This is a genomic window from Bradyrhizobium sp. P5_C11_2 (genome assembly GCF_054049755.1).
The window spans coordinates 1-2,578 of record NZ_JBFULT010000800.1; the positions used below are offsets into that span (position 1 = coordinate 1).

The 2,578-nt window shown below is 67.0% G+C and carries 1 protein-coding gene; it reads left to right on the forward strand.

Annotated features, from left to right (window positions below; all coding sequences use genetic code 11):
* Positions 1–105: 105 nt before the first annotated feature.
* The coding region (locus ACXJL8_RS38725) for a GAF domain-containing protein (RefSeq protein ID WP_456686785.1) at positions 106–2,578 on the forward strand (2,473 nt) is incomplete at its 3' end.

The window sequence follows — 2,578 nt, forward strand, 5'->3', positions numbered from 1 at the left end:
GCAGCCGGGTCTCGGCGGCAGGGCGGCAGGCGCTGGCTCCGGCCGCAGGAGATGTGATAATCCGGCCCGGTGCGGCGCCCGTCGCGGCACCAAGCCGGATTGCGAATGACCGCCCCTTCCAACGATGTCGCCGGGATCGACGAGCTCAAACGGCAATTGCAGTCGGCCGCAGCCGAGAATGCGCGGCTGCGCGATCGGCAAAACGCCAGCGCCGAGATCTTGCGCACCATCGCGGCATCTCCCTCGGATGCCCGGCCGGTGTTCGCTGCGATCGCGTCCAGCTCGAAGCGCCTGCTGGGCGGCTTCTCCGCCACCGTGCTTCAGTTCATCGGCGACGAGCTGCACCTCGTGGCGTTCACGCCGACCAGCCCGGACGCGGACGAAGGGCTGAAGGCATCGTTCCCGCGCCGGATCGAGGACTTTCCGACCTTTGCCCTGGTTCGCGGCGGCGAGACGATCCAGTTTCCCGACAGCGAGGCCGAGCACGTCCCGGAGCTGAACCGCAATCTGGCGCGACTGCGCGGCTTCCGCAGCGTGCTGTTCATGCCGCTGATGAACCGGGGCACGGCGGTCGGCATGATCAGCGTCACACGCGCCGAGCCCGGCGCGTTTGCGCCGGACCACGTGCAACTGCTCCAGACGTTTGCCGACCAGGCCGTGATCGCGATCGAGAATGCACGGCTGTTCAACGAGACCGGAGAGGCGCTGGAGCGGCAGACCGCCACCGCCGACATCTTGAAGGTGATGGCCGCCTCGCCGTCCGACGTGCAGCCGGTGTTCGACGCCATCGCGGCCAACGCCAACCGGCTGATCGGCGGCTTCTCCACGGCGGTGCTGCGCTATGTCGGCGGCGCCGCGCATCTGGCGGCATTCACGCCGACCGATCCGGCCGGCGATCGCGTGCTCCAATCCTCGTTCCCGGTGCCGTTCGCACGGTTTCCGCCTTACCAGCTTGTGGCCAATGGTGCGGCGGCGCAATTGCCCGACACCGAGCTCGAGCCGGCCGCACGCGACATCGCGCGCGCCCGCGGCTACCGCAGCATGCTGTTCGCCCCCCTGATGAGCGAGGGCGAGGCGATCGGCGTCATCATCGCCACGCGCCGGGAGACCGGCGCGTTCGGCGAGCACCATGTCAGGCTGCTCCAGACCTTCGCCGACCAGGCGGTGATCGCGATCAAGAATGTCAGCCTGTTCAACGCGACCAGGGAGGCGCTGGARCGGCAGACCGCGACCGCCGACATCCTCAAGGTGATTGCCGCCTCGCCGGCGGATGTGACGCCGGTGTTCCAGGCGATCTCCGACAGCGCCAAGGCGCTCATTGGCGGACATTCCTCCACCGTCACCCGCGTCATCGACGGCATGCTGCATCTGGCCGCCTTCACCACCGACGTTGAGGCCGGCAACGCGGATCTGCTCGGCTCATTCCCCGCGCCGCTTGCGGCGTCCGGCATTCACAGCCGGGTCGCGATGAGCGGAGCGTTCGCATTCCGCAGCGACATGCAGAACGAACCCGACCTCACCGAGGCGATGAAGGAGCTGGCGCGGACAAGGGGCTATCGCAGCATCCTGGTGGTCCCGATGCTGCGCGACGGCGTCGCGATCGGCACCATCGGCGTCACGCGGCCGGAGGCCGGTCCGTTCCCGGACAAGGCGATCACCCTGCTCAAGACCTTTGCCGATCAGGCCGTGATCGCCATCGAGAACACGCGGCTGTTCAACGAGGTGCAGCAGCGCACGAATGAGCTCACCGAAGCGCTCGAGCAACAGACAGCGACGGCCGAAGTCCTGAGCGTCATCTCCAGCTCGGGCGGTGACCTCGTTCCGGTCTTCGATGCGATGCTCGCCAAGGCGATGCAGCTTTGCGGCGCCAATTTCGGCGTGCTTAACACTTTTGACGGCAAGTCGTTCCACAGCGCTGCGACCTACGGCTTGCCGCCCGCCTACAACGAATACCGGCGCATGCAGCACCTCGAGTACGGCCCGGGCACGGCGCCCGCTCGCCTGCTGCTGGGCGAGCCGTATGTCGAGATCGACAATCTCGACGATACGGCGGCCTATCGAAGCGGCGACGCCAATCGCCGGGCATTGGTCGATCTCGGCGGCGCGCGCTGCCTGCTGACCGTGCCTCTGATCAAGGACGACCGCATCGTCGGCAATGTGATGATCTTCAGGCAGGAGCAGCGCCGATTCACCGACAAGCAGATCAGGCTGCTCCAGCAGTTCGCCGCGCAGGCCGTGATAGCCATCGAGAATGCGCGGCTGCTCCGCGAATTGCGCGAGAGCACCGAGGAATTGACCGAGGCGCTGAGACACCAGACCGGCAGCGCCAACATCCTGAAGGTGATCGCGTCCTCGCCGACCGATGTCGGACCGGCGCTGAAGGCGATTGTCGAGAGTGCCTGCGAGCTCTGCGATGCCTATGACGCCGCCGTGGCGCTGAAGGAGGGCGACAGCTTGCGCTTCAGCGCCCACCATGGGCCGATTCCGATCAACCTCGAGAATTGGCCGATCAATCGCAACTGGACCGCGGGCCGTGCCTTCGTCGACCGGCTCCCCGTGCATGTCGCCGATCTCAGTG